The sequence below is a fragment of the Pseudomonas sp. GW822-FHT03F08 genome, from assembly GCF_058801265.1.
In genome coordinates, this window is the sequence record NZ_JBXANC010000002.1 from 180,505 (window position 1) to 204,819 (window position 24,315).

At 58.8% G+C, this 24,315-nt stretch carries 22 protein-coding genes and 1 tRNA gene; 9 read left to right on the forward strand and 14 right to left on the reverse strand.

What is annotated here, in order from left to right; all coding sequences use genetic code 11:
- Positions 1 to 111: 111 nt before the first annotated feature.
- Both AC1RME_RS04720 and AC1RME_RS04725 read right to left on the reverse strand, forming a co-directional pair.
- Positions 112 to 1,491: a sensor histidine kinase gene (locus AC1RME_RS04720; protein WP_096821782.1), complete on the reverse strand. Its 1,380-nt coding sequence runs from the start codon at positions 1,489 to 1,491 to the stop codon at positions 112 to 114.
- Positions 1,469 to 2,161: a response regulator transcription factor gene (locus AC1RME_RS04725; RefSeq protein ID WP_096821783.1), complete on the reverse strand. Its 693-nt coding sequence runs from the start codon at positions 2,159 to 2,161 to the stop codon at positions 1,469 to 1,471. Before AC1RME_RS04725 ends, AC1RME_RS04720 begins: the two co-directional genes overlap by 23 nt.
- A 117-nt stretch (positions 2,162 to 2,278) precedes the next feature.
- On the opposite strand from AC1RME_RS04725, the gene AC1RME_RS04730 reads away from it, so the two are divergent.
- The 4 genes from AC1RME_RS04730 (at position 2,279) to AC1RME_RS04745 (ending at position 8,729) form a co-directional block, all read left to right on the forward strand.
- Positions 2,279 to 2,968 (forward strand): response regulator transcription factor, encoded by a 690-nt coding sequence (locus AC1RME_RS04730; protein WP_096821784.1) that lies wholly within the window; start codon positions 2,279 to 2,281, stop codon positions 2,966 to 2,968.
- 105 nt (positions 2,969 to 3,073) lie between these two features.
- On the forward strand, positions 3,074 to 4,492 hold the full coding sequence (locus AC1RME_RS04735) for an efflux transporter outer membrane subunit (RefSeq protein ID WP_096821785.1): 1,419 nt from the start codon (positions 3,074 to 3,076) through the stop codon (positions 4,490 to 4,492).
- Entirely contained in the window at positions 4,489 to 5,655 is a 1,167-nt protein-coding gene (locus AC1RME_RS04740; RefSeq protein WP_096821786.1) for an efflux RND transporter periplasmic adaptor subunit, read from the forward strand. The genes AC1RME_RS04735 and AC1RME_RS04740 overlap by 4 nt, the downstream gene beginning before the upstream one ends.
- Positions 5,652 to 8,729 carry an efflux RND transporter permease subunit gene (locus tag AC1RME_RS04745; RefSeq protein WP_096821787.1) on the forward strand — a complete coding sequence of 1,026 codons (3,078 nt, stop codon included), beginning with the start codon at positions 5,652 to 5,654 and terminating at the stop codon, positions 8,727 to 8,729. Before AC1RME_RS04740 ends, AC1RME_RS04745 begins: the two co-directional genes overlap by 4 nt.
- A gap of 3 nt (positions 8,730 to 8,732) precedes the next feature.
- On the opposite strand, the gene AC1RME_RS04750 is transcribed toward AC1RME_RS04745, so the two are convergent.
- A complete protein-coding gene (locus AC1RME_RS04750; RefSeq protein ID WP_493090596.1) occupies positions 8,733 to 9,794 on the reverse strand; it encodes a YncE family protein in 1,062 nt (353 codons plus the stop codon).
- 293 nt (positions 9,795 to 10,087) lie between these two features.
- Between AC1RME_RS04750 and AC1RME_RS04755 the strand changes: the two genes are divergently transcribed.
- The 3 genes from AC1RME_RS04755 to AC1RME_RS04765 all read left to right on the forward strand — a co-directional run bounded on the left by AC1RME_RS04755 (position 10,088) and on the right by AC1RME_RS04765 (position 13,723).
- A complete protein-coding gene (locus AC1RME_RS04755) occupies positions 10,088 to 11,242 on the forward strand; it encodes an MBL fold metallo-hydrolase (protein WP_493090598.1) in 1,155 nt (384 codons plus the stop codon).
- Positions 11,239 to 11,988: a class I SAM-dependent methyltransferase gene (locus AC1RME_RS04760; protein ID WP_096821790.1), complete on the forward strand. Its 750-nt coding sequence runs from the start codon at positions 11,239 to 11,241 to the stop codon at positions 11,986 to 11,988. Before AC1RME_RS04755 ends, AC1RME_RS04760 begins: the two co-directional genes overlap by 4 nt.
- Positions 11,989 to 12,325: 337 nt before the next feature.
- The gene (locus AC1RME_RS04765) at positions 12,326 to 13,723 is read left to right on the forward strand and encodes a hypothetical protein (RefSeq protein ID WP_493090600.1); all 1,398 of its coding nucleotides are present in this window, start codon (positions 12,326 to 12,328) and stop codon (positions 13,721 to 13,723) included.
- A gap of 113 nt (positions 13,724 to 13,836) precedes the next feature.
- Here AC1RME_RS04765 and AC1RME_RS04770 read toward each other — a convergent pair whose 3' ends face one another.
- From AC1RME_RS04770 to AC1RME_RS04800, 7 genes are all read right to left on the reverse strand, one after another.
- Entirely contained in the window at positions 13,837 to 15,696 is a 1,860-nt protein-coding gene (locus tag AC1RME_RS04770) for an ABC transporter ATP-binding protein (RefSeq protein WP_493090602.1), read from the reverse strand.
- Positions 15,697 to 15,964: 268 nt separating this feature from the next.
- Entirely contained in the window at positions 15,965 to 16,510 is a 546-nt protein-coding gene (ybiA, locus tag AC1RME_RS04775) for a riboflavin biosynthesis intermediates N-glycosidase (protein ID WP_096821793.1), read from the reverse strand.
- Positions 16,511 to 16,644: 134 nt separating this feature from the next.
- Positions 16,645 to 17,445, reverse strand: a complete 801-nt coding sequence (gene sseB / locus AC1RME_RS04780) for an enhanced serine sensitivity protein SseB (protein ID WP_096821794.1) — start codon at positions 17,443 to 17,445, stop codon at positions 16,645 to 16,647.
- A 140-nt stretch (positions 17,446 to 17,585) separates the two neighbouring features.
- On the reverse strand, positions 17,586 to 17,807 hold the full coding sequence (locus tag AC1RME_RS04785) for a hypothetical protein (RefSeq protein WP_096821795.1): 222 nt from the start codon (positions 17,805 to 17,807) through the stop codon (positions 17,586 to 17,588).
- A 48-nt stretch (positions 17,808 to 17,855) separates the two neighbouring features.
- Positions 17,856 to 18,263, reverse strand: coding sequence for a hypothetical protein (locus AC1RME_RS04790; protein WP_096821796.1), 408 nt, complete (start codon positions 18,261 to 18,263; stop codon positions 17,856 to 17,858).
- 48 nt (positions 18,264 to 18,311) lie between these two features.
- On the reverse strand, positions 18,312 to 18,695 hold the full coding sequence (locus AC1RME_RS04795; RefSeq protein ID WP_096821833.1) for a hypothetical protein: 384 nt from the start codon (positions 18,693 to 18,695) through the stop codon (positions 18,312 to 18,314).
- A gap of 102 nt (positions 18,696 to 18,797) precedes the next feature.
- Positions 18,798 to 18,885: transfer RNA gene (locus tag AC1RME_RS04800), tRNA-Ser, on the reverse strand.
- A 122-nt stretch (positions 18,886 to 19,007) separates the two neighbouring features.
- Here AC1RME_RS04800 and AC1RME_RS04805 point away from each other — a divergent pair.
- Complete coding sequence (locus tag AC1RME_RS04805; protein ID WP_003224442.1) at positions 19,008 to 19,679, forward strand: Bax inhibitor-1/YccA family protein; 672 nt, start codon at positions 19,008 to 19,010, stop codon at positions 19,677 to 19,679.
- Between the two features lie 72 nt (positions 19,680 to 19,751).
- On the opposite strand, the gene AC1RME_RS04810 is transcribed toward AC1RME_RS04805, so the two are convergent.
- Positions 19,752 to 20,078, reverse strand: coding sequence for a YceK/YidQ family lipoprotein (locus AC1RME_RS04810; RefSeq protein ID WP_096821797.1), 327 nt, complete (start codon positions 20,076 to 20,078; stop codon positions 19,752 to 19,754).
- Positions 20,079 to 20,118: 40 nt separating this feature from the next.
- Positions 20,119 to 20,556: an Lrp/AsnC family transcriptional regulator gene (locus AC1RME_RS04815; RefSeq protein ID WP_064381847.1), complete on the reverse strand. Its 438-nt coding sequence runs from the start codon at positions 20,554 to 20,556 to the stop codon at positions 20,119 to 20,121.
- Positions 20,557 to 20,695: 139 nt separating this feature from the next.
- Between AC1RME_RS04815 and AC1RME_RS04820 the strand changes: the two genes are divergently transcribed.
- Positions 20,696 to 21,589 (forward strand): DMT family transporter, encoded by an 894-nt coding sequence (locus tag AC1RME_RS04820; RefSeq protein ID WP_096821798.1) that lies wholly within the window; start codon positions 20,696 to 20,698, stop codon positions 21,587 to 21,589.
- A 2-nt stretch (positions 21,590 to 21,591) separates the two neighbouring features.
- On the opposite strand, the gene AC1RME_RS04825 is transcribed toward AC1RME_RS04820, so the two are convergent.
- Positions 21,592 to 22,632, reverse strand: a complete 1,041-nt coding sequence (locus AC1RME_RS04825; RefSeq protein ID WP_176504879.1) for an FUSC family protein — start codon at positions 22,630 to 22,632, stop codon at positions 21,592 to 21,594.
- A gap of 46 nt (positions 22,633 to 22,678) precedes the next feature.
- Positions 22,679 to 24,304, reverse strand: a complete 1,626-nt coding sequence (locus AC1RME_RS04830; RefSeq protein ID WP_096821799.1) for an NADP-dependent glyceraldehyde-3-phosphate dehydrogenase — start codon at positions 24,302 to 24,304, stop codon at positions 22,679 to 22,681.
- Between the last annotated feature and the right edge of the window lie 11 nt (positions 24,305 to 24,315).

Genomic DNA, 24,315 nt, shown 5'->3' on the forward strand with positions numbered 1-24,315 from the left:
TAGGGCAGCTGTTGGGAGCATAGTCGGCGTTATTCTGCGTGCAAGGCGTTTTCCAGGGCATCTGCCGAGTGGTATCAGGCGCTGCTGGCGGCATCCACAGGCGCCCGTTTTTCAAGGCCGGTCGATAACCGGCGTTGCCTTGCCCAGCAAGTCAATCCGACAGCCCGGCGCCGCATCGCTCACCGTCACCCGCATGTCATGCAGGCGCGCAACCGCCGACACCATGCTCAATCCCAACCCGTTGCCCGGGGTGTGGCGGCTGGATTCCGCGCGGTACAACCGGCGCAACACCGCTTCACGCTCGGCCGGGGGAATGCCGGGTCCGTTGTCGGTGACGCGAATCCCGACGCTGTCCTGATCCGCGATAACGCTCAACCGCACTTGGCTGTGGTCGGGCGAGAATTTGATGGCGTTGTCGAGCAGATTGCACAAGGCGTCGAACAGCAGTTGTGCATCGCCCGCCATGATCGCGGGGGCCTGACTGTTTTCGATGGTCAGGCTGATGCCGCGTTCTTCGGCCAATGGCTCATACAGCTCGGCGGCATCGGCGCTGATCAGGTTCAGGTCCAGCGGGGCGAAGTGACTGCGCCGGGCGCTGTTTTCGATTTCCGAAATCCGCAGCAGAGCCTTGAAGGTCAGCAGCAAGGCCTTGGCTTCCGTCAGCGCCGCATCGATGCTGGCGGCGTATTGCGCTTCATCCAGGCCCCGGCGCTGGGTGCGTTCAAGGCCAGCGATCAAGCGGGTCAGCGGGGTGCGCAGGTCGTGGGCGATGTCGTCGCACACGCCTTTGACCTCACTCATCAGTCGTTCCAGCTCATCGAGCATGCCGTTCACCACCGAGGCGAGCCGGTCGATGTCGTCGTTGTTGCCCTGAACCGGCAAACGCCCGGTCAGGTCGCCCTCGATGATGCCTTTGATCGAGCGGCTGACTTTATCCAGCCGGCGATGCGCCGAATAACCCAGCACCACGGCGCCGAGCAACCCGACCAGCAACAGCAGCAGGCCGCCGGAGATCAGCGCGTTGATCAGCAGCTCGTCGAACTCGCGAATGTCGTGGACGTCCTGGGCGACCAGCAGGGTCTTGCCGTCGGCCAGTTTATGAACGATGAACCGAACCGGCCGATGATGCCCGTTGGACTTGAGCCAGCGAAATTCCTGCGGCTTGTCATAGGCGGAGAAGGGCGGCAGTTGCTTTATCACGCCGGCAATGAATTTGCCGTCGGCGTCGAACAGGCTGTGGGGCAGGCGCGCTTCGACGTCCTGCAAGGCGTGCTTGCGGATCTCCTGCAATTGCAGTTCCGGCGGCTGTGCACTGCGGTTTTCCACCTGACGATACAGGGCCGTGTCCGCTTCGGTTTTCAGGTAGAACGCGGTTTGCCAGTAGACGTAACCGAACAACGCCAGAAACGAACAGCCGAACAGCCCGAGAAAAAGCAGCGCGGTACGAAAGCTGATGGTGCGCGGGATTTCACTCAGGTGAACGGAGGACATACCCGGCTCCACGAATGGTATGGATCATCGGCGGTTCGCCGTCACTGTCGACCTTGCGGCGCAATCGGCTCATGTGCACTTCGATGACGTTGGTGCGCTCGTCATAGCTGTAATTCCACACCGCTTCGAACAGCATGGTGCGGGTGACCACCTGATCGGCATGACGCACCAGATGTTCGAGCAGCGCGTATTCCCGGGGCACCAGATCGATGGTGCGCTCGCCGCGTCGGACGGTCCGGCTCAGCAGATCGACTTCCAGACTGCCGACTCGCAAACGGGTTTCCTGAACCTGGGATACCGGTTCGGCGCGGCGCCGGTTCAAGGCATCGAGGCGGGCGGTCAATTCGATGAACTCGAACGGTTTGGTCAGGTAGTCGTCGCCGCCCGCACGCAAGCCGCGTACCCGTTCATCGAGCGCACTCAGGGCGCTGAGAATCAGCACCGGCGTGTTCACACTGGCGGCCCGCAACGCGGTGAGTACGCCCAGGCCATCGAGGCCACCGGGCAACATGCGGTCCAGAACGATCAGGTCGAACGGCTCGCCGAGGGCTTTGAGCAGGCCATCGCGGCCATTGTCGACGCTGCTCACGGTGAAACCGTGGTCGGTGAGGGCCGCTTCGATTTCGCGGCGGGTGGGCAAGTCGTCCTCGACGACCAGAACATGGGTCATGGCTTTTGAACCACTCACATCATCAGGCAGAGATGGCATAGTGTGGCAAAGCCTGCGGTCGCGCCACGTTCCCGCTGGATAAATAAAAGTTCAGGTTGGCTTGATGGAGTAGGTGCCTTGCGCATTCTCGTGGTTGAAGACGACGCCCAGACCGCCGCTTACCTGCTGCGCGGGTTGAGCGAAAGCGGGCATGTGGTCGATGTCGCCAGCGATGGCAACAGCGGTCTGGACATGGCACTGGAGGGGATCCACGACGTGCTGGTCGTCGACCGACGCTTGCCCGGCCTCGACGGCATCGGCCTGATCAAGGCCTTGCGCGCCCGGCAGGTGCGGGTGCCGATCCTGATGCTCAGTGCCCAGGCATCGACCGAGCAGAAAGTCGAAGGCTTGCAGGCTGGTTGTGATGATTACCTGGCCAAACCTTATGCCTTCGCTGAAGTGCTGGCGCGGCTCGAAGCTTTGCTGCGCGGGCGTGATCAGGTCGCCGGGCCGGCACGGCAATTGGTCGTGGGTGAATTGCAACTGGACTGCGCGACACGCACGGCCGTGCGTCGGGGCAAGGTCATTGCGTTGCAGCATCGCGAAGCCCTGTTGCTGGAAAAACTCATGCGCCACAGCGGCCAGATCGTCACCCGCGACATGTTGCTCGACAGTGCCTGGGATTACGAATTCGACCCCAACAACAACGTCATCGACAAACACATCCATCGCTTGCGGCGCAAACTCGATGACGGTTTCGAGTATTCGCTGATCAAGACGGTGCCCGGTGCCGGCTACAGCTTCCAGACGACGCCCGAGCAAGGCTAAACAAAAGTTTATCTGCCGGGGAACGCTCTGGCAGGCACCCCTCGCTATCTTCGCCGCATTCGTGGATCGCTCCACAAAGGCTCAAGCGGGGGAGACAGCTTGCTCATGTCGGTTTCAAAGACGAAGGCGCGCAGACGGCGCGTTGCATTTCAATCATCAGCGACGCTGATCCTGCTGGGCGTTCTGACGCTCGGCGGCTGTTCGATGGTGCCTGAATATCGGCAACCCGAACTGCCCTTGGCCCAGCAGTGGAACGAGGCTTCCGGCGGTCAATCGGCGGCGGGTGGGCAATGGTGGCGCGAGTTTCACAGCGCCGAGCTGGATCAGTTGATCGATCGCGGGCTGGCCTCCAACTTCACCCTCAAAGCAGCGATCAGCCGTATCGACGAGGCGCGGGCCTCCGCGCAAGTCACTGGCGCCGGGCAATACCCGGCGCTGAATCTGGGCGGCAACTTTCAGCGCCAGAACAATTACGGCACCACGCAAAAACGCAGTGTGTTTGCCGAAGCCACGTATGAAGTGGATTTCTGGGGCAAGCAGCGCGCCGCCGCCGATTCGGCCGATGCGCTGGCCAACGCGACGGCGTTCGATGCCCAGACCCTGCGCATGAGTCTGAGCGCGAGCATCGCTGACAGTTACTTTCAGGTGCTGTCGCTGGAAGAGCGCCTGCGTCTGGCCCAGTCGATCGCCGACGATGCCCGGCAGGTGCTCGATCTGGTGGAGATCCAGGCCAGTCAGGGCGCGGTTTCCAATCTTGAGGTCGCCCAGCAGCGCAACGCCATGCAAACGTTCGAAGCAGCGATGCCACCTCTGCGTCAGCAACGGGATCAAGCGCTGTATCAACTGGCGGTGCTGGTCGGTGCGCCGCCGCAAGGGTTTCATTTGCAGGGCGACGGCCTCGGTGCGTTGCGAGTGCCGCAACCGGCGACTGGGCTGCCGATCGGTCTGCTGCGTCAGCGGCCGGATATCCAGGCTGCTGAAGCGCGGCTGAAATCCGCCAACTTCGATGTCGGCGTGGCCCGTGCGGCTTTCCTGCCCAATCTGTCGCTGGACCTGCTGGGCGGCATCGACACTCTTGCCGGCGGGCAGATCTGGAGCGTCATCGGCACCCTTGGCCAGCCGGTTTTTGCCGGTGGCCAACTCAAGGGCCAACTGCATTTCGATCAGGCCCACGTAAAGGAACTGACCGCCAGTTATCGCGAGTCGATCGTTGAGGCCCTGCAAGACGTCGAAACCCAGATCAGCGCCGCCCGCGAACTCGACAAGAGCTACGCGTTGAACGCCTCGGCGGTGGACTCGGCGCGGGAAGCGGCGCGCCTGGCGCAGGTTCGCTATCGCCTCGGCTCCACGGACTTCCAGACGCTGCTGATCGTCGAGCGCACGCAATATCAGGCCGAAGACACATTGCTGCAGGTGCGCCTGCAACACCTGCAAGCGGCTGTCGGTCTGTTCCGCGCTCTGGGCGGCGACTTTTCCGCTGATGCCCTCGCTCTCAATTCTTCTGCTCAGGTGACTCACCCATGACTGTCCTGCACCCACGTCGTCGCACCGTTTTCCTGGGCGTCGCGGCACTTTCGCTGGCTGTGGCCGTTGGCGGTTTTCAATGGATCAAACGGGCTGAGGCCACTCCGGTAAAAAGTGATGCCGGCGCGATTCCGGTACAGATGACCCAGGTCAGTCGTCAGGATCTGCCGGTGTGGATCAGTGCCATCGGCAACGTGCAGGCGCTCAACAGCGTCAATGTGCGGGTGAGGGTGGACGGCGAGTTACAGAAAGTGCTGTTCAACGAAGGGCAGACCGTTACCGCCGGCAGCCTGTTGGCGGTGATCGATCCGCGGGTCTATCAGGCCCAGGTCGCTCAGGCTCAGGCATTGCTGGCGAAGGATCAGGCGCAACTGGCGAACCTCAGAGTCAATCTCGACCGCGCGAGCAAACTCGCCGCTGCCAAGGCTGGCCCGACTCAGGACGTCGACACTTACCGCGCGCAACTGGCCGCGCAACAGGCGACCGTGCAGGCCGATCAGGCGGCACTGGATGCGGCGCGGTTGCAACTGGAATTCACTCAGGTCAAGGCGCCGCTGACCGGCCGTACCGGCCAGCGTTTGCTGGATGTCGGCGCGATTGCCCACGGTGCCGAGGCGACGGGGCTGGTGACGATCACCCAGATGAATCCGATCTCCGTCGCATTCGCCGTGTCCCAGGACGAACTGGCGGAGATCCTTGAAGAGAATGCCAAAGGTGCCTTGCAAGTGGTCGCGATGACCCGCGATGGCCAGCAGGAAATTGCTCATGGGCATCTGAGTTTCATCGACAGCCAGGTGACGGCGGCCAGCGGGCAGATCCAGCTCAAGGCGCAGTTCGACAACGCTGACGCCAAACTCTGGCCGGGTGAATTGGTCAGTGCGCGGTTGCTGGTGCAGACCCATCGCGATGTGGCCGTTGTCCCGGCCGATGCGGTGCAGCTGGGGCGTCAGGGTAATTTCGTCTACGTGGTCGATACCGAGCAGCGGGTGCAGCCGCGTCTGGTGGACGCCGCCAATGTGGTGGACGGCAAGCAGTGGATTCGCCAAGGCCTGAATGCGGGCGAAACCGTTGTGGTGCAGGGGCAGTCCCGGGTCGCACCGGGGCTGAAGGTTGTGCCGGTCAAGACTGACACCACCGCCGATCTGGCGGAGGCTGCCCAATGAATGCGCTGGCCGGACTGATTCAACGGCGTGTGGGGCTGAGCCTGCTGGCGCTGGGCGTCATGCTGCTGGGGGCTTTCGCTTACTTCCAGCTGCCGGTGGCGCCGCTGCCGACGGTGGATTTTCCGACCATTCAGGTCACCGCGAAACTCTCGGGGGCCAGCGCCGAAACCATGGCATCGTCGGTGGCAACCCCACTGGAGCGGGCCTTCGCTGCCGTGCCGCAAGTCACTTCGATGACCTCGTCGAGTGCGGCCGGCAAGACTCAGGTCGTGCTGCAATTCGATCTGTCGCGGGACATCGACGGCGCTGCGCAGGACGTACAAACGGCAATCAACACCGCCACCCCGAACCTGCCCAAGACCATGTCCAGCGCGCCGACCTTCAACAAGGTCAACCCGGCCGAAGGCACCGTGCTGTCGCTGGCGGTGACGTCGCCGACCCGCACGCTGCCTGAGCTGGATCGCTACGCCGACAACTACATCGCTCAGCGCCTGTCGCAAATGCCCGGCGTCGGCCTGGTGGATTTCCATGGCGAGCAGAAACCGGCGGTTCGCGTGCAGATCGACCCCGATGCATTGGCCGCACGGGGCCTGACCCTCGAAGATGTGCGCAGCGTGATTGGCGTCAGCACCCTGGATCAGCCCAAGGGCACGCTCGATGGCCAGAGTCGTTCGATCACCCTTGGCGCGACTGATCAGTTGCTTGATCCGCAGCACTATCGCGATCAGGTCGTCGCCTATAAAAACGGCATGCCGATCAAACTCGGCGACCTGGGCCGGGTGATCGCCGGGGCTGAGGACACTCAGCAAGCCGCGCAAATGGGGAGCGAACCCACCGTCATTGTCGACATCCACAAACAGCCGGGTTTCAACCTGCTGTCGACCATCGCCACGATCAAGGCCAAGTTGCCTGAACTGACCGCTTCATTGCCTCGTGACGTGCAGGTGCAAGTGGTGGGCGACCGTACCCAGACCATCGAAGCGTCGGTCAATGACATGCAGTTCACCTTGCTGCTGTCGATTGCGCTGGTGGTCGTGGTGATCTTCGTGTTCCTGCGCAAGGCCACCGCCACGCTGATTCCCAGCCTGACCATTCCGCTGTCGCTGGTGGCCACGTTCGGCGTCATGTATTTGCTCGGTTACAGCCTCGACAACCTGTCGATCATGGGCCTGGCGATTGCCGTCGGATTTGTGGTGGACGATGCCATCGTGGTGATGGAGAACATCGTCCGGCACCTGGAAATGGGCAAGTCGCGCCTGCAATCGGCGGTCGATGGCTTGCGCGAAGTGGGATTCACCATCGTTTCGATGACGGTGTCGCTGATCGCGGTGTTCCTGCCGATTCTGTTGATGTCCGGCATCGTCGGGCGCTTGATGCGTGAGTTTGCAGTGACCGTCAGCGTGGCGATCATCATGTCCGGCATCGTCTCCCTGACCATCACGCCGATGCTGTGCGCGTGGCTGCTCAAACCCCATGCCGATCAGGAGGAGGGGCGCTTTGCCCAGGCCTGCGAGCGCGTGTTCGACCGACTGCACAACGGCTATCGACGCAGTCTGGATTGGGTGCTCGATCATCAGCGCATCACCATGGCGGTGGCGATTGCCACGCTGGCAGCCACGGCGGTGCTGTATGTCGGCATCCCCAAGGGGTTCTTCCCGCAGCAGGACAACGGTCTGATTCAGGGTGTCGCGGAAGCGGCGGCGGATATTTCGCCGATCGCCATGCGTGCGCAGGTCAACCGGGCGGCCGAGATCATCGGCCAGGATCCGGCGGTGGCGCGGGTGTATTTCTGGATCGGCCCGAATCCGACGGTCAGTCAGGGCAAGGTGATGATCAACCTCAAGCCGTTCAGTGAACGCACGGCGAGTGCGGCCGAGGTCATCCGGCGCCTGCAACCGGCGCTCGACGGGTTGTCCGGGGTCAAGGTGTTCATGCAGGCCAACCAGGACATCCAGATCGGCGGCCGGGCCAGCAAGACGCAGTATCAGTACACCTTGCAGGACCCGGACAGCGTCGAGCTGGATCACTGGAGCGGGGTGCTGCTGGCCAAACTGAAGACCTTGCCGCAACTGCAACACGTCACCTCTGACCAGCAGCAGGCGATCGCCCAATCGACGCTGGTGATCGACCGTCCGACCGCTGCGCGCCTGGGCGTGACCGTTCAAGCGATTGATGACGTGCTGTACGACGCGTTCGGCCAACGGCAGGTCGCGACGATGTTCACCCAGCTGGATCAGAACCATGTGATTCTCGAACTCGATCCGAGCTGGCAGACGTCCACTGCCACCCTTGAGCATCTGTTCGTTCGCGCCAGTTCCGGAGCCTTGGTGCCGCTGAACCTGCTGGCCAGTATCAAGACCGAGCAGGTGCCGATCATCATCAACCATCAGGGCGTGTTCCCGGCCATTACCCTGTCCTTCGACCTTGCGCCGGGGCACGCCTTGAGCGAAGCGGTCAGCGCGATCAATCAGGCGTCGCTGGCGGTCGCGATACCCGACACGGTGGTGGGCAGTTTCCAGGGCACCGCCCAGGCGTTTCAGGATTCGCTGAAGTCGCAGCCGTGGCTGATTCTGGCGGCGATCCTGACGGTCTACATCGTGCTCGGGGTGTTGTATGAAAACGCGATCCACCCGCTGACGATCATCTCGACCTTGCCGTCCGCCGGTTTCGGCGCGCTGCTGGCCTTGATGCTCTGTGGGCAGGATCTGTCGGTGCTGGGGATGATCGGGATCATTCTGCTGATCGGCATCGTCAAGAAGAACGCGATCATGATCGTCGACTTCACCTTGCAGGCGCAGCAGCGAGGGCTGTCGCCTCGGGAAGCCGTGAGGGAAGGGTGCCTGTTGCGTTTGCGGCCGATCCTGATGACCTCGCTGGCCGCGTTGCTCGGGGCCGTGCCGCTGGCGTTCGGGCATGGCGCTGGCTCAGAGTTGCGTCAGCCGCTGGGCATCGCGATTGTCGGTGGTCTGGCGGTTTCGCAGATCCTGACGCTCTACACCACGCCGGTGGTCTACCTGTGGTTCGAGCGTCGGCGGCACAAGACACAGGCCGCCGGGATCATCGAGGCATCCTGACGCTTACTGCGACTTGAAGGTCAGGACCGTGAAGGTGCCGGGGTGAAACACCGGGTCGGGCTTGGGCTGTTCCCGGCTCGGTGCCGGCTGGGTGAAGTCGGCGGTGAACAGGTAGGCCTGACTGCGTTTGGTGTCCAGCACCATGTTGTGGGCCCACGGCCGCGTCCCGACTGTACCGCGCAGTTGGTATTGGCCCTGGTTGTCGCGCTGGACGATCGCAAGACTGGCGTCGGTGCCGCTGGGCACCAGCAATTGGTCTTTCACGGGATCGTAAGCCAGTGCGTTCACGGCGCGGCCGATCGGCAGGATGCTGAAGGCCTTGCCCGTGTTCAGGTCTGCGATCACCAGAACGGGGGCGCCGCCTCGGCACGCCACGAACAGACGTTGATGCGGTTCGTCCGCGGCCAGAGCGCTGGGCTTGCTGCAGCCTTTGAATGTCCAGAGTTGCTGGTGTTCAAGTTTCTTTCCGGAAAGAACGGCGACCTGGTCTTCATCGCGCATGGGCACAATGAAGTTGCCGTTTTCAAGAATGACGGGGCCGTCGAGCTTCTGCGCCGGCACATCCACCGCGTCCGTCAGGCGATCGGTTTTCGGGTCGATCAGGTACAGCGTCGAATGATCACCGCGCCGGCCACTGGTGACGATCAACCGGTCACGGCTGGCGTCGTAAAGCAGATTGTTGAGGTTGCCGGAATCGAGCTTCAGCCGTTGCAGGACTTGCAGGCGATCCAGCGCCACGATCCCCAACGTCCCGTCCATGTTGGCGACATACGCCCGATTGCGCTCAGACACGAAGGCGACGGCGTTGGCGCCGGCGGAGTTGTCGAGGGTCTTCACCAACCGTTGCTGTTCGACGTCGAACACCGACAGTCCGTTTTCCCGGCGGGACACGAACAGGCGTGGCCCCTTGGGTTCCAGTGCCGCGAAGCCCCAACTGTGACCGTCGCCTGGCAATACCGTCGAGGCGCTGAGGGTGTATAGCAGCGGCTCTTTCGCTTGAGCATGGGGGCCGATCAGGCCAAGCGCCAGTCCTGCAAGTGCGAGCCACGTTTTTGAAAACAACATCAAAGACCTCAGTATTTTTGTTGAATGGACAGGTGTGGAATCGCGTTTGGCGGCCGATACAGGCCCAGAGTACCTTGCTGATCTGCGCGCTGCGACGCCCGCGTTGCTACTTTTCGTACTGAGCCCGGGTGTGTTATTTTTTTGAGCAGGTCATTGAATATGTATACAAAGTGGTGTAGCGGCTGCGTTTAGTGGTGGTCTGTCAGTAAACTGGCAACGGGTTGTTTTTTTGAGGTTGTTGTTCTTTTGCTTAACTCACAGTTTGATTAATTAATATATGAAGGGTTAGGCAGTTGGATATAGAGTTCGTCAATCACGCCTCATTGCTTCTGGAAGAGAAGGGCAGTTATTTTCTTACTGATCCCTGGTACGTTTCTCCTGCGTTTGGCGGCTGGATTCAAAACCCGTCACCCAGAACAGCAATGATTGAGAAGTTGCTTTCTCTTCCGGCCGATAAACTTAATGTCATTATCTCGCATGGCCATGATGATCATCTGGATGAGTTTTTCATTCAGCAGCATTTGGCAGATGCCGCATTCTTTGTTCCGAAGTTCAAGACGAATGGACTCTCCAAGCGGATTGAGCGCCTCACCGGCCGTTATCCGGTTGAACTGACAGAAGAAGCCTATTACGTCGACGGGGTGGAGTTGAGATGCTTCATCAATCCGGATTTCACGGAATATGATTCGATTGTGACTGTCGTGTCTGAAACCGATGCGGTTATTCATGCCAACGATAACTGGCACGAGTATCCGGTTGCGCTCACCGATGCGCTCAATGAATGCTTGAGTGCTGTCCCGGTTGAAAACCGTTACTTTTTTATCCAGTTCGGCATCGCTGACAGTTTCCCTGTCAACTACCCGTCCTTTGACAAGCAAAGTGCGGACGAGATGATTGAATCCCGATTCAAGTCTTATCAGGCCGCCACCACGGCGAACCTTAAACACTTGGGACTCGACAAGGGCTTCTATTACGCGAATCAATCGCTGTACCAATACCCGGCCTCTTGGGATCGCGGGTCGCTCTATGATCTTGCGCAAGACTTTCTGCGCCGGAATCCAGGGCCGTTTACCCAGTGTGTGTCCGGAATCGACATAAAAACGAGCCAGCTCCATGACTCCCCAGGTGAAGAACTCTTTGATTTGCTGCTTGGGCAGCTCGAGCGTTTTCTGAACAAGGCCGTGGGCGGTCCTGTTCCCGTCAGATTGCTCACCGCGTCGGATGAATATGAGAGCGGTACCGTCGGCTACGAGGCTTCGCGCCATGTCTGGTCTCGGATATTGAACGCCGAGTTGACGCTGGAGGCGATTATCATCGGAGGCATGGGGCTCGTGCACAGGCCGGATCAAAACATATCCAGTATCCACGCCAAGGTTTCCAAACTGGCGTACCTGATTCAAAGCAAACTCATTTCGAACGGTCTTAACTTTTTGATGGAAAGTAAATGAAAACTCAAGACGGTCAGCTGTTTTTTACCCCTCCCAGCCAGGCGGATGCCTACAAGGAACTGCGGGATATTCATGGCGAGATTCATACAATCGCAGGGGAATACTGGAACTGGCCTTCGGTTGCTACGCTGTCACGACCTTCGCTGGCGCGAATCCTGAACCTTAACCTCCTGTACGACGAGATGCTCCCTGTTGCGGGATCGATCTGCGAGTTTGGCGTTCATTACGGCAGCAGTCTGGCAACGTTGCTGAATCTTCGGGCTATCAAGGAACCCTACAATTACTCGCGGCATATCTTTGGCTTCGACACCTTCAGTGGTTTTGCCGAAGTTGACGAGAAAGATGGCGCGCAAGTCAAAGCAGGCGACTTTCATGTAGACGATGGTTATGAGAATTTGCTGGAGCGGCTGCTCCAGGCTCAAGAGTCGCTGAGCCCCAATAATCACCTGAAGAAGTTCACCCTGATCAAGGGTGATGCTTCAGAGACTTCGAAACAATGGCTTGAAGACAATCCTCACTCGCTCATCTCGATGGCCATTTTCGATATGGACGTTTATAAGCCGACGAAGGATGTACTGGAAGCGATCAAGCCACGACTGTCAAAAGGTTCGATTCTGGTTTTTGACGAGCTGAACTGCCCTCACTTCCCAGGCGAAACACAAGCGCTGCTTGAAGTGTTTGATATGAACACTATTCAGGTTAAGCGCTCGCCGTTCCTGCCTTACGTATCGTACTTCCGCTTGTGATCTGCAGTGATGCGCTGTCTGAGTGGTCATGGATTTTTCTTTCGGGAATCCGCGATCAACGTGCGCCGGTCAGTCGCTCAGTCGTAGCGGCCAGCAGCGCCTGAGTCATTCAGCGTATCTTCCTTGCCTCAAAGGCCGGTCAACCGGTCGTTGAGGCAAGGGTTACCCATCACCACGCGGACTCATCAAGACGCTTGTGCGAGTTTGCGCAGGTTGCAGCCATGGTTTTTACACCTAACCTCAACATGGGCATCTGTGTGCGCTCCGCCAGCTTCAAATCTGCATGACTTCAATGCCCATCAGTGGATAGCTACATCCATAGGCAAGGAGTCTGAAAATGAAAATCCCCCGCACGCTATGCGCATCTATCGTTTTGAGTTTGACCGCTTGTTCGTCCACCCCGCTTATCTACAATGCCAGCGATAACTCTCCAGGCACTATAAAACCGCTACAGAAACTGCTCCCTGACAACACCCCTGTGAGGCTGTTTTTTGTTCATGGTGTAGGAGATCACTGTCCGGGTTACGCCCTGGGTCCTGACGGCTGGTTGAATGAAAAAAACGCTGCTGCGATGGGATTGAAACCCGTACCCGGCGGAATCGAATCTGATGAATTCATCAATGTGAACGTCTATATGGGGGGAAAAAAAGACCCGCACTCAGGGGTGAACGTCCTCAAAAGAAATTACTCTCTGACGCTGCCTGACAGGGACCGCGCAGTGAGCGTAGAGGCGATTGAAATTACCTGGTCACCCCTGACCCGATGGCTGAAAAGCAATCAGCTTGGATATGACTCGCCGTCTGTTTTCGCAAATAAAAAACGCGAGCCATGCATTGAGTTCCCCGATCCGAAAATTCCGCCAACGGTACAGGCGCCACCAAGGCTTTTGCTCGACAAAACAATCAAGGAGCAGGTTTTTGACCGGAACTTGTCCGATGCCATTCTCTATACCGGAACCTATGGGCAGACCATGGTGCGAGGGCTTGCAGAGGGGATTTGCCATGCCATCACGCCTACGGACAAGAATAAAAAATGTATATGGCCCTCTGCGCAGGAAAGTAAAAAAACACCGCACAAGAATTTATTCGTGACCCACAGTCTGGGCAGTCGCATGACTTACGATATGTTCCTCCAGCTTCTGGACCAGACAAAAGACAGCAAGACCAACCCTTTTCCCTACAGCGAACGCAGCAGTGCACAGGGATTCATCGAAAACATGATCGCGAATACGCCTGCCTTCTACATGATGGCGAATCAGCTTTCGTTGCTGGGTTTGGCCAAAGTTCCGCCACTAGCCCGCTCCAGTGATAGCGTTGCACATCCTTTTTTTTGGCAGTTATTTCCTGTAAGTGACTTTGATGCTCCCTCGTTTCAGTCGCAAGAAAACGCAGGACCGGCTGTGTACGGTAATGTTCTTTCGGAACTCGCAGATTTAAAATCAACCGTAGAAACGAAGAGCGGAAAACAAACTGACGGCCTTCAGATAGTCTCTTTCAATGACACAAATGACCTGCTCACCTGGCATATCCCGAGTTGGTACGCCAACGCTGAGGCTACGCCGGGAGGGCGGCCACGGATCGATGTGACGGACGTATTTGTGCAGAATACCCCCAAGCTCCTGATCATCGAGCTTCCCCTGAACGCGCACGTTGACTACTTTAAAAACCCGGACGTCAGGGATCTCATCCGTTGCGGCGCTGCCAATGGCGAAGTCTCGAAGTGCCCGGGGCGTTGAACTGGTTGTAATATCCAGGAAGCCCGGAATCGACAAAGCCCTGAATAATCAGGGCTTTGTCGATTTGGTGGGGACGAAAAAATAAATCTGTCCCTATTTTCACGTCCCTATTTTCACGCCCGATCCATCGCCTCATCCAGCCTTTGATCCTCACCCAGAAAACCACCGCTCTGGTGCTGCCAGAGTCGCGCGTAGGTGCCGTTTCTTTCCAGCAGTTCGGTGTGGGTGCCTTGTTCGATGATGCGGCCCTCATCCATGACAATCAGACGATCCATGGCCGCGATCGTCGACAACCGATGGGCGATGGCGATGACGGTCTTGCCCTTCATCATTTCATCGAGGCTTTCCTGGATGGCGACTTCGACTTCGGAATCCAGAGCACTGGTGGCCTCGTCGAGCAGCAGGATCGGAGCGTTCTTGAGCATCACCCGGGCGATGGCGATACGTTGGCGCTGGCCGCCCGATAGCTTGATGCCGCGCTCGCCCACCAGCGTGTCATAGCCCGAGTGGCCTTGGCGATCACTCAGTTGGCTGATGAAACCGTCGGCCTGGGCATTGATCGCGGCGCTGCGCACTTGTGCATCGGTAGCATCCGGGCGGCCATAGGCGATGTTGTCGCGAATCGAGCGATGCAGCAGGGACGTATCTTGCGTCACCATGCCGATTGCACTGCGCAAGCTGTCTTGCGTTACCTGAGCGATGTTCTGCCCGTCGATGCGAATCTCACCGCTGTCGACGTCATAGAACCGCAACAGCAGATTGATCAGCGTGGATTTGCCGGCACCGGAGCGGCCCACCAGACCGATTTTTTCGCCCGCGCGAATCTTCAGACTCAATCCGTCGAGCACCTGACGCTCGCCACTGTAGTTGAAGTGCACGTTGTCAAAGGTCACGGCGCCGCCCGAAGGCACCAGCAGGCCGGCGTCCGGCGCATCCTGCACTTTCGGGCCACGGGTCAGGGTCGCCATGCCGTCCTGCACGGTGCCGATGTTTTCGAACAGCGATGTCATTTGCCACATGATCCAGTGCGACATGCCATTGATCCGCAGCGCCATGGCGGTGATCGCCGCCACAGCACCCGCACCGACCTGGCCCTGATGCCAGAGCCAGAGGGCATAGCCGCCTGCGCCAAGGATCAAGCCGACCACCAGCGCCTGATTGACGATCTCGAACTGGCTGACCAGGCGCATCTGGCGAAAACCGGTCTGCTTGAAATCCTCCATGGCCGCGCGTGCGAAATGCGCTTCACGGTTGGAGTGCGAGAACAGTTTGACGGTGGTGATATTGGTGTAGGCGTCGGAAATACGCCCCGTCATCGAGGAGCGTGCATGGGCCTGTTCCTGCCCGACTTGCCCCAGGCGCGGCACGAAGTACAGCATCGCCAACCCGAACAGCGCGACCCAGGCAAGAAAGGGCAGCATGAGTTTCAGGGCAAAGCCACCGGCCAACGCGATGATCGCAATAAAGTAAACACCAATGCCGGGCGCGATTTCGATAAGGGTGAACAGCACCTCGCGCACTGCCAGCGCAGTCTGCATCACCTTGGTCGTGACTCGGCCGGAGAACTCATCGGAAAAGAACGAAAGGCTTTGCCGCAACATCAGGCGATGGAAGTCCCAGCGCAGCCGCAGCGGCAGATTGATCGCCAGAATCTGGTGCTGCACCATCGTGCGCAACGCCACCAGGCCGATGCTGGTGAGCAACACGATTGCGATCCCCCACAGCACTCGGCTTTCTTGCCCGCTCACTTCACCACCGGCCTGCCAGGTCGAGAGCAGGTCCACCACTTGCCCGAGAAAGGAAAACAACCAGGCTTCGTAGATCGACACACTGGCGCTCAATAACGCAAGGGCAAGGACATAACCACGGGCACCGCGGGTGCAGGCCCACAGAAATCGCATCAGGCCAACCGGCGGTGGCGGCGCCTCGTCGGGGGGGAAGGGGTCGAGCCTGCGTTCAAACACGCGAAGCATAGGGGTCTCCGAAATGATCAGGTTCAGGGGGAGTATGCCATCTTCGCCATTGGCCCCGGACAGGAGGACTGCCAGCGGACGATTTTCGTGTGGTGCTCACGGATGGCCAGATCATGGAACGGGCCGACTACTGGAAACGACTCATGGATTTACGTCCACGAAAGCGAGCATGAGAGGGTGGTCGCGCAAGTCGCATGATGACTGTTCGCTAGATCGGTCGCGGTGTTCACCACCGCGACTGGATCGCTAGAGTGTGATAGTGGACGAATCAGCTTCCGTCGCGGACCTGCATCAGCGCGAACCCCAGCAGATTCAGGCCTTGCCACAGGTTGGGGTTCCTCGCGTTTTCGTGGTCCTGGGCGAGCCCGATGCCCCAGATGCTATCAACCGGGCTTGCCTCAACGATGATGCGCGAACCGGTGTCCTTGAGGAATGCATTCAACTCCGGGTTCTGAGAGAACTTGGCCTGGTTGGCCCGGACGACAATTGCATATCGGTGTTGCAGCCAATCCTGTTCGTTGAATCCACGCACGTTGCGGCCCAGCGCTTTCGCTGCATTGGGTGTAGGTGCCTGGAGCACTTGAGCACGAACTTCCTGATCGCCGAACAAGGCGGCCTTCTCGGCCATCATGAAATGCTCGGCAGTCGCGTAGCGTTGCCCGTCGACAGCGAATTCGGCCTCGAACCACTGGCTGAAGCACGACGCTGTAACGCCGCTCTTGCTTCGCTGGTGTCCCCAGAAAAACGTAAATTCAAGCGCCTCTCCTGAGTTGAAGCGGGAGCGGAGGTCTTCCAGATACTTTGAATCTTGCAATGAGGTTTCCTCGGCAATTGGCTTTGCGGTGGGAGATTTAGTATGACGAAGCAGGGTAAATTTCGATCGATGGGATTACTTGTCTTTGCTGGTGCAGAGTTTTCTCGGCACCGTTAACACGGCGTTGTGCTCTGTCACGCCTTGCCAAAGCCAAACAATGAGCGCAGCCAGCCTGCCGACTTCCGTTCATAGAAGGGGGTGGTTTGCTTGAGGAAGTAATCGCCAAGGCCTGGATCACCTTCTTGAACGCGGTACAGGTCCACGGGTTCGCCATCCGGAGCGGTGTCCCCGGCAACGTTGCCGGCTTCAAGCATGACCCGTTCAATATCGCCGTCCGCTTCGATACCCACGATCAGATGAGGCTTTTGATCGGACGATGCGTCATGCATCAACGCCAGAAACGCACGCTTCACGTTGTGATGTTTGGCGAGTAATTGGGTGAGCGAGTTGACCATCTTCGCGGGATATTGCGATGGCTGCCCGAGCAGCACTTGAGTGTCTTTTTCGACCGTGCGCTGCGTCGGCTTTTGGCCGATCTCGTCGCCGAGCAAATGGCGCACTTCCTCCGGGAAGAACTCTTTCCCGTAAGGAGACTTTGGATTAAGGAAAAGAGGGGTGCCCTGTGTGATTTCAAACAGCGATCTGGCCGGGATCTCGATGTAGGACTCTTCGCTGTCTATGGATTTCTGTAGCGTTTGCAACGAAGAAAAAAACGGGATGACCGCGGTGCCGTCGGGCTTTTGCCAATGCGCGATGCTGATGTTGCTGCCAGCCTCAAGGTTGACTTGACCTTCGCCAGTGTCGGTCGTACCAAGAATGTAGATAGTGGAATTCAACAGTGTCTTGAAAAAGTCGGGTCGATGGGCCGGCTCATCCGCCGCCAGCCTGAGTGACTTTTCGAGGGTGTTTTCTTGTTGGGTATCCATGATGTCCATCGGCAGTTCCATCAAAACAGACAAAAAGTGAGTAGCAAAGCGTGCGCAGTTTTTCACGCTGCTGTGAAAACGGGAAGAACACAAGCCTGATGAATCTGCAGCACAAGGGCCCACACCACGTGATCTGCCTTGCCTTGCCTTCACTTCATTCGCGCACCATAGAAGTGGTTGAGTAGTATCAGCTCAACCACAGCTACAAATACGCACAGCACGAGAAAGCCAGGACTGAAGACACGCTTGCGGCCGGATGAGCTTATATCCATCCAGTTAGCGCCTGAATCGCCGGAAGTCAGCAGCAGGAACGCTATCCAGGCACAGGCCCAGACTTTGCCCCAGAAGCCAAGATTTCTGAAAGAAGTCATCCGTGTTTTTCCGTATGCCGCTTGATTCGGCAGATGTTTATCTGTTGGTTAGGCTTGAGAAAATAAAGGGGGCCAGTCCTCATAGAAAGAGCCGCCTATAGGGATCGGGTTGCCATCCATGTGGTATGCAGCCCATGCCAGTAGGTGTGCCATGCGTTCTGCACCAACTGGCGACAGTCCGCAAGACTCTATAACTTCGCCTAGTCGTGCTCGGCAAACATCGAGGTGGCGTCGAACGCCTGAAAACCCGCCAAGATAGAGATAGAACTCGTCGAGAACGATACCCACGCCTGGAATACCATAGGTGCCCGCTACACCTGGAGCCTCGTCGTATATGGCCTTCACATCATGACCTTCCAGGATTGCGACCGCGGTTAGTACCTCGCAAAAGGTATCTTTCATGCTGTTGCTGACCCAGAGGTCATAGCTGTTGCCAATAATAATGGGCGCGCCCATGAGTCTTATCCTGATTTTGCTAATGGAACGATAATAAAGGTTTTTATTTTAAGGAGAGGGTGCGGGCGCTTTTCTCCAGACGACAGGCGAAAGTAGAACTACCGCTATAAGAAACGCCACCTGAGACAGGTAGAACAGCTCCAGCCACTGGTGATTCAGGGCAACGTAGTAGGTGTTGTGGGCGACGTCCGCCAGAATGATTGCTGCAGTCAGGAAGATTCCAGCCCTGGGCTTTATGAACAGCAGCAGCGCTGCCAGCGGGTCCAGAAACGTAAGCGCTGCCCAGAAAATGCGGCTGGCCCAAAGAGTGCTCGGCCCATATCCGTAATCCCAGAACAACCCATGCTGGAAATCCGCTCGAATGTGATTGGTAGTCGCCACCAAAAGACAGCAGGCGAACAGAATTCGGATGGCGAATGACAGCCTTGTCATGGATTGCTCGGTTTTCTGAAGGACCGCCATGATGACCGCAGAATTTTCAGAACACCAGAAACGACAAAGCCCTGAATAATCAGGGCTTTGTCGTATCAAATATGGCGGAGGCGATGGGATTCGAACTCATGGACCTGTTACAGTCGACGGTTTTCAAGACCGTTGCCTTAAACCACTCGGCCACACCTCCGTTGCGTTGCGGGCGCCATAATACCTGAATGAAACACACTGTCAAACTCTGTGCATGGCTTGTTACAGAGCGTCTGTTATGATCTTTGCGACTGAACGTTTCAAACCAACAGGAGTGTCGCCATGCGCGAACAGGATTACGCAGTTCACAACAGCGTGCAGGCTGAGCAGCTAGAGGTTAGCCGCGTCCTGCGCAACACTTATGGCCTACTGGCGCTGACCCTTGCATTCAGCGGCGTGATGGCTTTCGTAGCTCAGCAGATGCGTGTTGGCTACCCGAACATTTTCGTGGTGCTGATCGGCTTCTACGGGCTGTTTTTCCTCACCAACAAACTCCGTGATTCGGCCTGGGGCCTGGTGTCCGCGTTTGCCCTGACCGGTTTCATGGGTTTCCTGCTCGGCCCGATCCTCAACCGTTACCTGGGCATGCAGGGCGGCGCTGAAGTGGTCAGCTCGGCGTTCGCGATGACTGCACTGGTGTTCGGTGGTCTGTCGGCCTACGTGCTGATCACCCGCAAGGACATGAGCTTCCTCGGTGGTTTCATCACCGCCGGTTTCTTCGTGTTGCTGGGTGCCACTCTGGCGGGCATGTTCTTCCAGATCAGCGGCCTGCAACTGGCGATCAGCGCAGGTTTTGTGCTGTTCTCGTCGGTCTGCATCCTGTTCCAGACCAGCGCCATCATCCACGGCGGCGAACGCAACTACATCATGGCGACCATCAGCCTGTATGTATCGATCTACAACCTGTTCATCAGCCTGTTGCAGATCTTCGGCATCATGAGCCGCGACGACTGATTGGTTGAATCGGCGTTAACAAAAAACCCGCGAAAGCGGGTTTTTTGTTGCCTGCGAAAAGGGAGCAGACGATCAATTGATCTCGATACTGCCATCGGCCTGTTGCTTGTAGATCGTGTAGGGCAACAGCAATGTATCGAGCACTCCCGACACGGCCGCATCGACCAGCAGACCCGGTGTCGCGTTCTTGTAGTCGAACGCATCGACGTCATCCGGCTTTTCGGCGTGCAGCATGCAGAAGTCATACGTCACGCCACTGTAGATGCGCGGTACGGCGCCGCAGTAAGATTTTTTAGCCTTCAACTGGTCGGTAGAAAACTTGTCACTGAACGCCACGGTCTGCACCGTCCCGCACCCAGCCAACATCAACGCCGCCAGCGTCATTGCCTGAATTTTCATGCCGCCAATCCTTCGCCGGAAAAAACTCAATCTACGCCGCTCACGCCATGGGAGGCAATCGACGTTTCACCGGGGTCTTCTTGACGATCGCGGTATTGGTTTCCGCCAGTGTGTTCAGCCGGTCGAGCAGGGTGTCGAGTTGCTCCATCGAACGCACATGCAGACGGGCGATAAAACAGTCCTCGCCGGTGACCTTGTCACATTCGGTGAACTCGGGAATCGACAGGATCTGCCGTTCCACTTCCTGCAACTGCCCCGGCAACGGCCGCACCCGGACAATGGCCTGCAACTGGTAGCCGAAGCACTTAGGATCGATCTCCACGGTGTAGCCCTTGAGTACGCCGCGCTCTTCAAGGCGCCGCAAGCGTTCGGCCACGCTCGGTGAAGACAAGCCGCTGATTTGCGCCAGCGCCTTGAGCGAACGCCGGGAGTCTTCCATCAAGGCCCCGATCAGGATCTGGTCGATATCGTCGGTCATACAAAAATCTCCCGCATTAGGCGAATGACGCAAACTACCCTTGATAAAAAAGGCAGAAATCGAGTTTAGCCTGCTTTTTGCGCTGGAGAAGCCCCGGTCTCGCTTGGCATACTTTTGCCACACATTAAGGAGATTGATGATGGACAACCCAATCCGTCGCGGCTCATTTGAAATGACCGCTGCCATGCTGATATCCGGGACGATCGGCTGGTTCGTACTGGTGTCAGGCCAACCGGTGCTGGACGTGGTGTTCTGGCGCTGCGTATTCGGCGCCGGCACCTTGCTGCTGATCTGCGCCGCGTTCGGTTTCTTGCGTCCGGGGATTCTGACGCGCACCACATTCCTGCTGGCGGTGCTCAGTGGCATGGCGATCGTCGGCAACTGGGTGTTGCTGTTCGCCTCCTATTCCCGGGCGTCGATTGCCATCGGCACGGCGGTGTACAACGTACAGCCGTTCATGTTGGTGGGTTTGGCGGCGCTGTTTCTTGGCGAGAAGATCACCCTGCAAAAGCTGTTCTGGCTGGGAATTTCCTTCCTCGGCATGTTGGCGATTGTCAGTGCCCACGGCGAGCAAGGCGAGGGCGGCAATGACTACCTGATGGGGATCGCCCTGGCCCTTGGCGCGGCATTGTTGTACGCCATCGCCGCGTTGATCATCAAGCGCCTGACCGGCACGCCGCCACACTTGATTGCGTTGATCCAGGTCTGCACCGGGGTGTTGATGCTCGCACCGTTTGCTCACTTCAGCGCGCTGCCGCAAGCGCCCAGTGCCTGGGCGAGTCTGGTCACGCTGGGCATCGTTCACACGGGCCTGATGTATGTGCTGCTGTATGGGGCGATCCAGAAACTGCCGACTGCACTGACTGGCGCGCTGTCGTTCATCTACCCGATTGCGGCGATTTTCGTCGACTGGTTTGCCTTCGGCCATCAACTGCAAACCCTGCAATGGGTAGGCGTGGCGGCCATCCTGCTGGCCGCCGCCGGGATGCAACAGGGCTGGGGTTTCAAGTCCCGACGGCTGGCGGCGCAGTAACCTCAGATGTTCCAGCGCGGCGCGGTTTTCGCCAGGCGCTGGCGCATTTCGCCGATGTTGGACGCCAGTTGCCGGGTCAATAGACGGTAACCGTCCAACGGGTTGTAGACCGGGGCGTCAAGGCTGGCGTCCGGTAATTCCACCGGGCGCCCGAGACGCTGGGTTGCACCGGTTTTCAGGGCGCGGGCCATGCCGATCAGTTGCACGCGAATCTGCCGGTGCTCGGCCTTCAATGCCGATTGCAGATGCGCCATCGCTTCGGGATCGTTGGTGTCCGGCCGGGTATTGCCGAGGATTTCCAGGGTGCTGATGCACATGCGCAGGTTGCGCTGGATCGCATCCAGTTCGGTCATCGAGACCTTCACTTCCTTGGACACCGATGGCATCAGTGAGCGCAGTTGCACCATCACCGTGTTCAACCGGCCCATCAGTTTCAAGTGTTCATCGGCCGAGACCGGCTCACCGCTGATGATCCGCCCGTACACCGTCGCGCAATCGCGCAATGCGTCGGCCAGGTTGTAGCGCCACGAATACACCGCGTACAGCGGCAACGCGAAGGAAAAAGCCAGGGCCAGGGCGATACCGATCAGGATATCGACCCCGCGCCACAGCCCGTCGGTGATCGGGTTGTCGCCATGCCCGGCGACAATGAAAACGGTGATGGCCGAAAGCAGGGCGGTGTAGCCGCCCTTGCCGATGGCGTGATACGAGAAGAATCCGCACACCACCGCCATTGCAAAATAGGTCAGCCACGGCAGACCGAGCCATGCCTGTTGCGCCACCAACAACAGGCCGACGCCGGCGCCGATCAAGGTGCCGGTGGCGCGTTCGGCGGCTTTCTTGCCGATGTTGCCGTGGTGCTGCAAACCGCCGATGACCACCAGCATGGTCACCGACGCCCACTCGCCGTGGGGCAGGTTGATGCCGGTGGTCAGCAGGATCGTCGCCAGTAACCCCAGCGCCACCCGCACCGCATGAATCAACCGCGCGTGCCGGTAGCGACGGTACGGGTCCAGCAGCGGCCGCAGGATCCGCCGCAACAGCGGCGGCCAGCGGTGGGGGCTGAAAGTGCTCAGCGCTGATTCCTCCTTAAAAGATGTAATCGGTCGCGATGAAGTTTGAATCCCGTCCGCGAATGATTTCGCTGATCAGATCCTTGTTGGGTTCCTGGAACTTGGTCGCCACCAGCGTACGGATCGAAAACACCCGCAGCGCATCGTGTACCGACAGCGTGCCTTCGGCGGAGTTCTTGCGCCCGTTGAACGGGTAGGTGTCCGGGCCGCGCTGGCACTGGGCATTCAGGTTGATACGCCCGACCTGGTTGGCGAAGGTGTCCACCAATCGGCCGACGGCCACCGGGTTGGTGCCGAAGATGCTCAGTTGCTGGCCGAAATCCGATTCCAGCACGTAGTCGATCACGGTATCGAGGTGACGGTACGGCACGATTGGCACCACCGGGCCGAACTGTTCTTCCTGATACACGCGCATCTGTGGCGTCACCGGGTACAGCACTGCTGGATAGAAGAACGACTCTCGCGACTCGCCGCCATTCGGGTTGACCACTTGGGCGCCTTTGCTCTGCGCATCGGCCACCAGGCCGTGCAGGTAATCGACCTTGCCCGACTCCGGCAGCGGCGTCAGCGACACGCCGCTGTCCCACGGCATGCCCGGTTTGAGGCTGGCCAGTTTGGCGTTGAATTTCTCGATGAAGCTCTCAACCACGTCTTCATGCACAAACAGGATCTTCAGCGCGGTGCAACGCTGGCCGTTGAACGACAGGGAACCGGTGACCGCTTCACTGACCGCGTTATCCAGATCGACCTCGGGCAGGACGATGCCGGGGTTCTTCGCATCCAGCCCCAACGCGGCGCGCAAACGGTGCGGTTTCGGGTGCAGTTTCTTCAGGTCGCTGGCGGCCTTGTTGGTGCCGATGAAGGCGAAGATGTCGATCTTGCCGCTGGCCATCAGCGCGCTCACGGTCTCGCGGCCGCTGCCGTAGATGACGTTGATGACACCGGTCGGGAAGCTGTCGCGGAAAGCTTCGAGCAATGGACGGATCAGCAGCACCCCGAGCTTGGCCGGTTTGAACACCACGGTGTTGCCCATGATCAGCGCCGGAATCAGCGTGGTGAAGGTCTCGTTCAACGGATAGTTGTAAGGGCCCATGCACAGCGCCACACCGAGCGGTACGCGGCGGATCTGGCCCAGGGTGTCCTGTTCCAGCTCGAAACGGCTGGAGCGGCGGTCGAGTTCTTTCAGCGCATTGATGGTGTCGACGATGTAGTCGCAGGTGCGGTCGAACTCTTTTTCCGAGTCCTTGAGGTTCTTGCCGATTTCCCACATCAGCAACTTCACCACGGCGTCGCGCTGCTGGCGCATGCGCCCGAGGAAGGCTTCGACGTGCTGGATGCGTTCGGCCACGCGCATGGTCGGCCACAGGCCCTGGCCCCGGTCGTAGGCGCGGACGGCGGCGTCTAGGGCGGTGAGGGCAGTCTCGGCGTCCAGCAGCGGCGTGCTGCCGAGGATCACTTGTTCGTCGCCGTTGTCACCCTTCAGATAGACCGGGCTGCGCACGGTGGCGAGCGGGCCGTCCCAGCGGCGCAACTGGCCATCGACCAGGTATTCGCGTTGTTCGACCTGACCGTCGAGACGGTATTTTTCCGGGATGTCGCTGACAGAAGGGAACAGGTTGCCAAGGATGTTTGCTGTGGTCATGTCGCTACCCC